The organism is Microcoleus sp. N3A4 (genome assembly GCF_036701805.1).
Lineage (GTDB): Bacteria > Cyanobacteriota > Cyanobacteriia > Cyanobacteriales > Microcoleaceae > Microcoleus.
Genome location: NZ_JAUBRJ010000134.1, coordinates 1 through 7,378, shown reverse-complemented (window position 1 = coordinate 7,378; position 7,378 = coordinate 1). Strand labels below are relative to the sequence as shown.

Below are 7,378 nucleotides of genomic sequence, written 5' to 3'. Positions count from 1 at the left end.
GGCGATCGCCTTTGATTGTGGCTTCACCAGTGAAGACGCTCGACAGTTTGGCAAACTTTCAAAAACTTCTACGTGGGAAGCGTTGCTGGAACTGTATTTGGTTGATGGTCAGATGCTAGACAGCTTGCTAGACAAATCACTAGACAGATTGCTAGACAAGTCACTAGACATTGTAGACACTGTTGTAGACACGACACCTGACTCGCTTCGTGTAGACAATTCTGCTGTAGACAGTGTAGACACCCTTGATTGGACTAACGATGGTTCATTCCCTGTTTGCGGTTTCACCCGCCAGAATTCCACCAGCTTTTTAGATTGGGTTGACTTTGGCCAACTCATCGCACTTGTGCTCGCATCAGCGGGGGTGTTTGTGCTGGCTATGTCTATGTGGCGTCAAATCAATCCCCTAAATCTTTTCCCCCCAGTTCGCATCAACATTCAAATAGGACAAAAATAATGGGAACAATGACCCGATTATTTGGCGGCGAAGTTAGCGACGCCATTAGCAGCAAGAACGAGAAGCTGAGCGCTCCGACAGATGCCAGCGTAATTACACCCCTCAATCCTGGTACGTTTGCCAGCATCCGTACCTCGCCTGTGGTTGACGCTCCGCGTTACTTTGACAAGGAAGAAGCTGACAAGCTCAAGGAACTGGCAAAAGAAAAAACCGAGGGCGCTCGCCACGCAAAGAAAGCCTATAAGTCGCTCACCCAGATTGAGGAGGCTGACGTAAAAGTTCACAAGAGTCACCGCAAGTATGAAGGGGCAGTAGCTGTCAACGAACTCACCAAGAAGAAAGCTGATGTGGGCTTAGCTAAGAAATTGCACGGGTTACGCCCTGGTTATGCCCGCTTAGGTGTCGGTTTGGAGAAAGCAGAAAATCGTGCCGCTGAACGGATTGAAGCTATCAAAGCTAAATTACTGGGAGGTGCAGAGCAATGATAAAAGCGATCGCACTCGGTGACAGCTTCTTGCTGACTGCGATCGCCTCCAGCTTCCTTTGCTGGCTGGCATCGCTTCATTCTTCCCTACTGCATTTTGTACAAGCGCTATTTGCCATCAAGTTAGTAATCAGTATCACTGCTTGGATTTTGGATGATGCTCTCGTAGCACTGCTAAAAATTAATTTGATGCAGTTGCGCTTTCGGTTGGTGGCAAGCACGATCGGAGCTTTACTCGGTGCGGGGGTGATGTTATGTCGCTCCTAAGAGTTTCTGTGCTGTCTGTTTCTGGGCTTACCCTTTGGCTGGCTCCCCCGTTCATCTTTTCGCGCAAGATTCCGCTGCATAATTTTATGCAAGGCGTCGCCCTGGTGTCGGGTTTCGCTTGCTGTTTTGAAGGTCGCCGATGCGCTTTGAAGTTAGCTAAAGCTGAGGAGTTTGAAGCTCTCAAGGAAGCGGCTGTTAATGCCGATGTGGTTGATGAAATTGCAGTTAGTTCTTACGTGGCTGAACAAGAACGCAGGACTGAGGCAGAATTGCTGCTAGCTAACGACGCTAATCGCGAACTACTAGAACGCGCTCTAGCACTAAGTTCTGAGGAAGAGGAACGGGAGAACGTTCAGCTAGCTCAGAACGCCGACAACGAGCTTCGAGAACGCATCCTGCAATTGCAAGCTCGGGGGTACGGCAAAGCAAAAATTATCCTTGAAATTTGGGGAGCAAGCAAAGGTGGCTCAGAGAAATACAAAAACGCTGAGACTGAGTATAAACGCTTAACAGGAGAAGCAGGAGGATGAAAACGTGGGCCGGGGGGGACAGCTCTTGTGGCCCGCCCCCCCCGGCCGCGACAGTCAGATTTAAGGCGCCGCAGGCAACCGGGTCTGAGTAATACCCGGTATAACAAATAAAAAGTAACAACTAATGGTAGAATTTGGAATTTCAAAAACACCAAGCTGAACATTTAGTAAGTGCGATCGCAAAAATAGCTGCTACCTTCTATGCTAAAAATATGGATTTATTTTGCTACATTGAATCCGTTCGCCAAGGTTTGTGTCATGCTCGCCCCAATGACACATGGGAAGTTTTATGGCGACGAATCCGCATAGCCCAGAAAAAAAATTGGACTTTTTGGCGGGCTGTTATCTATGCGCTCAGAAAAGAGATGGAATTGATTTTGAAAGCTCCATTAACTCACTCTTGGCTCGGAGCATTCTTTTTAAAGCTGTTAGTCCATATTTTCTTCTGTGCTGTCACCGTCAATTACAAGGTTGTTGAAATCGAACCTCGCGAAATTGAGACAAACAGCGACCCGCCTAAAATCTTTATCCCTTTCCCGAAGATTGAATCAAATGGTTGCGCTCGCAGCGATTCACTTCTGCTCGCTTATTTTTAGCGAGCGATTCCAATGTAGGCTCTAATTAAAAACCCAAGTAAACGCCAAAAAACCGCTGCTTCTAATTGGAACCTAGCTTGCAGCGGCTTTTTGGATACGGCCCGAAGGCCACAAAACCTATCATGAATAGTAACTCAAATAAGCACCGCAGTGCAACCAGTGCAAGCAAGCGCATCAACCCCGCCCATTTCTCAGAATGGGTAGACGGCAGTGGCGTTGACTCAGAAATTACTCGACTCAATCTTACAAGCTTGACCGATCGCGCAGTTATAGCGATGCGGCTCCGATGGAAAAAGTATCCTGACGAATATCCTCTCGGTTGGTGGCTGTCCGGATTAGACCTACGCACGATGAAGCCCCAAACCTTCGGTCAGTTCAAACCTGACAAGCCTGTCAGGCTGTCTCCAGAGGACGAGAAAAGTGCAAAATACATCACCGCAAAAGGTGAGTATGATGCGATCGCTCTTCAGCATCCCGAAGGCGAAATTTATTGGCAGCGCATTATTGATGACCCCTCGCTCCCCATCGCACTAGATGAAGGGGGCAAAAAGGCAGGTCTGTTAATTTCGCTAGACTTTGCGGCGCTTACACTCTGTGGCGTAACGATGGGCTTGCAGAAGGGAGGCAAAAAGCTTGTCAATAATCTTGACCTTGTAGCCGTCCAGGGGCGACCGATTACCGTAGTCTATGACAGCGATTTAGCTACCAATCTTGATATACAGCTTGCGCTCAAAGCACTCGCGACAGTTTTAAAAAAGAAGGGTTGCGTGGTGTTTGTAGCCATAATCTCTTTAGAGTTGGGTTGCAAGGGCATTGACGATGTTTGGGCAAAACATGGCCCGGAGATGGTGAAAAAGATTATGTCTGATGCGGTTCCTTATGCCCAGTGGCTCAAGAGTTTAGAAGCTCAAATGGGAGAGTCTGCCAAGAACCAGAGCGGTGAGAAGGCTAGCTCAAAACCCCCTAGCGCGCGTAAAACGGCCGCCGAAATAGCAGAACAGTACAAATCAAGCTGGAAATTCGATAACGAGCAAAAGACGTGGCGCATATGGAACGGCAAGTGCTGGCAGAAAACGGAGATTGGAGCGTTTACCAGCTTGCTCAAGACTACGTTAGACGCCAGAAACATAGACTACGCGGGGATGGAGTATATCGAGAACGTTCGGAAGCTGCTTGAGTGTGACCTGCGTCAAGTTCGCTGGCAGACATGGGACAAGACTCGGTACATCAGCTTTAATAACTGCGTTTTTGACGGTCTGAAGGCTAAGACTTTGCGACACTCGCCGGGAATGGGGTTCACTTCTTCTCTGTCTTACGATTACAAGTCCTTGGAAGGCGATTTGGGCGATGGTTTAGAAGCTTTGCGGGTAAATTGCCCTAACGTTTACAAATTCTTTCACACGGCGATGAAAGGTGACAAACGTAAGATGTATAAACTTCTGGCGATAATTAATGCTCTGCTCAAGCACCGCTTTTTTGACTTGCAGATGTTTGTTCACTTGGTCGGTGCACCTGGTAGCGGCAAAGGTAAATTTGCCCGTTTTTGTCAAAAGTTGGTAGGCAAGGACAATAGCATTGCCTGTCAATTGGACAAGCTCGGAGATGGAAGCACTAAAGCATCTGTCATTGACAAACAATTGGTGGTTTTTCCCGATGAACGCAAACCTGTGGGGATTGACAGCATACTGAGCCTAACTGGGGGGGATGAGATTTCATACCGAGAACTCTATCAGCCAGCCGCTAGCGCCCACTTCTACGGAAGTTTGCTTATTTGCTCCAACAAACCCATCTTTATCGGCGACACCACAGGGCTAGAACGTAGACTCTGCTTGATTGGTTTTGACAATCCTATAGCCACTGAGAAGCGCGACTATTCTTTAGAAGCGGAACTTGACAGCGAAATACCTGCCTGTATTGCGATCGCACTTTCACTGACGGATAGCGCCGTAACTCAAGCAATACAGGGTATCGGAGCGAATCAGATTGTTGAGTACAAGGCAAAAGAATGGGAGATGAAAGTTGAGGTAAATTCAGTTGCTGCCTTCTTTGACGCCAAGCTGATTCTTGACTCGATGGCTACTACTCGCACCGGGAATTTTTATGACGCTTACAAGGAATTTTGTGAAGAGGGTGGGTTATCCAAATTCAGTATCGTTAAATTCCCTAGGCTTCTTGCCGATATTTTGGCAGACGAGAACTTACCTTTTACTCGACACCAGGGCGCTCAGGCTTATTTTGAGGGCGTGAGACTGCGAACCGAGACCGATACTCACCCCACTTATTCCCAAACTTTAGGGGGATTTGAGGGAGTTGAGGAGGGAGTTACAGGGAGTTGCCAGGGAGTTGAGCAGGGAGTTGAGTCCTTACCAGCTATACCTTTGAGGGAGTTGAGGGAGTTAGACACTAAACTTTTGCGCGGAACAAATGATTATTTACCAGATGAAGAAGAAAGCGATAGACAAAGAGAAAGTTTCTTCCTCAACTCCCTCAACTCCCTTAAACCTAGTGCCAGCGCGGATATAACTCCCTCGCCAACTCCCTTACAACTCCCTCAAATTCCCATTCCAACTCCCTCAAACGTTGGAGCGAATCATAAGGAATTTACTCAAGGCGATCGAGTAGTAATTGTCGAGCCGCGTAACGCTCATGAGGGTCGGCACGGTGAAGTTGTTCACGTTGGGTATGGAAGCCAGGACACTGACTACACAGTTAAGCTCGATAAAGAGTCACGCGGCAGTCAGCGAGTTCTTGTTACCGTTCCGAATGGTTCCAATCTTCTTACGTTTTTGATGCGGGAGAAGTTGTAACACTTCTACGTTCTAGGCTGGGGAATTAGTATTTATAAAGCCTGTTATCAATACTTAACCTCACCCTGCAACTCGCATACCTCACCCTGCACCCTGAGCCGATCGCAATTTTTGCCCTAAAATCCCCAGCTAAAATCTGTTTTTAGAAATTTGTTGACACTAGATAAGACCAATCTAAAATTGACAATATGAAAGCTCAACAAACTCACATTGCTCTGTCCGAACTTCGATTACAAGTTGAGGCTGCGCGTATTGACCTGGAAAGCCTAAAGGCTCAGCAGGTTCAATATTTAGTAAAAGCCCGATCAGAGGTTCAGACCGTTGAGGTAGGGATAGCGCAGTGGAAGGCAAATGAAAGGGAGTTTGGAATCTACAAGATGTGGCAGTCCTTCCAAATTTTCCCCAAGTTGCGCTGATTACAACTTTCTAGCTTCTGTATCAAATTTGGATTGTTGGGACTGATTTGGCTGCCAAGATGTTTGATGCACCGTTGGCTAAAAATGCACCCCACTTCTGAAAGCTAGACTCAAATAAAAATCAGAAATTCCTGTATCCTGACGTAGTGGCGCTGCTTTCACGTTCTAGGTGGGGAAATAGACTTATCCCCGCCTACTTCCCCCCAGCGGGATTTTTGGAGCGGGCCGCGAGATTTTTGTTGAGGTCGAAAAATCTAATTCCGGCTCGCTCCAAAAATAGCCGCCACGCCGTCCGCAAGGACACCCAAGTCTGTATTGATAGTCGCTAAGTTTTTAAAAAGCGAACGGCTGTTAGTTTAAGTCTGTAACCAAGCGCTTTTTAAAAACTGCGGTCAAAATTGCTGCGCTATACCTATGTTTTTTTGATGAGAAAGAAATAATAAGTATGTTACTTGTTGAAAAGTATGTTATTATGATATCATACTAAAAGGGTAACATACTATGGCTACTGACAAGAAACACATTGCCGTCTATCTTGCACCCGAAGTCGAGCAAGCGCTGATTGCATTCTGCCAAGAGAAGGCCTTGATATCTAAGAAGGGAACGATGTTCAGCGCTGGTGTCAATGCTGCTTTAGCTGAATTTTTCGGCACAGCGAGCGAGGCTACCGTAACAGGCAAAGGTAACATACCTCAATCTAGAGGTAACATACTAACTAACGTTAGTAACATACCTAACTCTATTGGTAGCATACCTGAGAAGGTAGCAAGTAACATACCTTTTGATTCTTTTGCGGGGGAGGAACTGCCGGGAAAACTCCGAGCCTGAGTGAGGATGAAATTGAATCACTCAGGCTAACTGAACACGCTCTGACTACTAAAGAGGAAGCTCTGGCTTATGCCGCTATCTTCGGCTTCACTCTAGAGGAAGCCTTAGCTGATGCTCATTTTCAAGTAAATATGCTTACCTCTAATTATGATGAACTTGAGGATAGGTATGAATCGGCAAAGGCAGAGCTTGTAAAATTACGATCGCAACTTGCGACAGAACGCGCCGATCGAGAGGAAATTAAGAACTCAGCACCGATCGCGATCGGTGTCGAATTCCCGGAACCCGCAGTTATTCTCAGCCAGCTCCGAACCAAGCGCAAAAAGTCTAAGGCAGACTTGGCGGATATAGAAGTAATTTTGGAATTGCTCGAAAGCTGACGTGACAAAACTTTACCAGCCACCCTTGACACGTGGCTGGGAAACTGCGATCGTAAGTTTAAGGAAGATTTGATATGCGCGGTTAACCCGGTGTCTCACCACCTGATTAACTACGACTTCCCCAACCGTTCAAATACAACGCTTGGAGCCTATAGATTATGCCACTTTCAGCCGATTGTCCTTGCGGGCGATCGCAAAATTTAACGTTTGAGCCGAGTGACAAAATTGTCATAGACGCCAAAACGTTTGCTCGAATTCTCTCCCTCATTAATTCTAGTTTTGACGAGCTGACGAATGCTCGCCACCGAGAAATTTTCCTGGAATGCCTGAACACGTATTTAATAGAATCTCCTGCTGAGTCTGAGCGCGATGATTCTTATATTTTCCGTGCCAGTCTGCTTTTGGATGCTTATTACGAATACGTGCCAGCGTGCCTCGCGCTTACCCATTCCCATTTGCAGGAAGCTTATACCCTAATGCGCGAGGTCAAGTATGGCTAAGCCTCTTGTAACCTACCGTCGCATTGACCAACTCAAGGCGATCGCCTTTGATTGTGGCTTCACCAGTGAAGACGCTCGACAGTTTGGCAAACTTTCAAAAACTTCTACGTGGG

Annotated in this window: 10 protein-coding genes; all 10 read left to right on the top strand. The window is 47.0% G+C overall.

The annotated features are described in order from the left end of the window. The coding region (locus QUA56_RS35850; RefSeq protein ID WP_333368609.1) for a hypothetical protein at positions 1 to 457 on the top strand (457 nt) is incomplete at its 5' end. Between the two features lie 8 nt (positions 458 to 465). Continuing rightward, the gene (locus QUA56_RS35845; protein WP_333368606.1) at positions 466 to 942 is read left to right on the top strand and encodes a hypothetical protein; all 477 of its coding nucleotides are present in this window, start codon (positions 466 to 468) and stop codon (positions 940 to 942) included. Further along, positions 939 to 1,208 carry a hypothetical protein gene (locus tag QUA56_RS35840; RefSeq protein ID WP_333368604.1) on the top strand — a complete coding sequence of 90 codons (270 nt, stop codon included), beginning with the start codon at positions 939 to 941 and terminating at the stop codon, positions 1,206 to 1,208. Before QUA56_RS35845 ends, QUA56_RS35840 begins: the two co-directional genes overlap by 4 nt. Continuing rightward, positions 1,196 to 1,738, top strand: coding sequence for a hypothetical protein (locus QUA56_RS35835; RefSeq protein ID WP_333368601.1), 543 nt, complete (start codon positions 1,196 to 1,198; stop codon positions 1,736 to 1,738). The genes QUA56_RS35840 and QUA56_RS35835 overlap by 13 nt, the downstream gene beginning before the upstream one ends. A 134-nt stretch (positions 1,739 to 1,872) precedes the next feature. Further along, positions 1,873 to 2,334, top strand: a complete 462-nt coding sequence (locus tag QUA56_RS35830; RefSeq protein ID WP_333368599.1) for a hypothetical protein — start codon at positions 1,873 to 1,875, stop codon at positions 2,332 to 2,334. A 122-nt stretch (positions 2,335 to 2,456) separates the two neighbouring features. Then, a complete protein-coding gene (locus tag QUA56_RS35825; RefSeq protein WP_333368595.1) occupies positions 2,457 to 5,141 on the top strand; it encodes a DUF3854 domain-containing protein in 2,685 nt (894 codons plus the stop codon). Between the two features lie 188 nt (positions 5,142 to 5,329). Further along, positions 5,330 to 5,557: a hypothetical protein gene (locus tag QUA56_RS35820; protein ID WP_333368592.1), complete on the top strand. Its 228-nt coding sequence runs from the start codon at positions 5,330 to 5,332 to the stop codon at positions 5,555 to 5,557. A 501-nt stretch (positions 5,558 to 6,058) separates the two neighbouring features. After that, positions 6,059 to 6,385 carry a hypothetical protein gene (locus QUA56_RS35815; RefSeq protein ID WP_333368589.1) on the top strand — a complete coding sequence of 109 codons (327 nt, stop codon included), beginning with the start codon at positions 6,059 to 6,061 and terminating at the stop codon, positions 6,383 to 6,385. A gap of 131 nt (positions 6,386 to 6,516) precedes the next feature. Then, complete coding sequence (locus tag QUA56_RS35810) at positions 6,517 to 6,765, top strand: flagellar alpha dynein (RefSeq protein ID WP_333368586.1); 249 nt, start codon at positions 6,517 to 6,519, stop codon at positions 6,763 to 6,765. A 158-nt stretch (positions 6,766 to 6,923) separates the two neighbouring features. Then, a complete protein-coding gene (locus tag QUA56_RS35805; RefSeq protein ID WP_333368584.1) occupies positions 6,924 to 7,265 on the top strand; it encodes a hypothetical protein in 342 nt (113 codons plus the stop codon). The last annotated feature ends 113 nt before the right edge of the window (positions 7,266 to 7,378 follow it).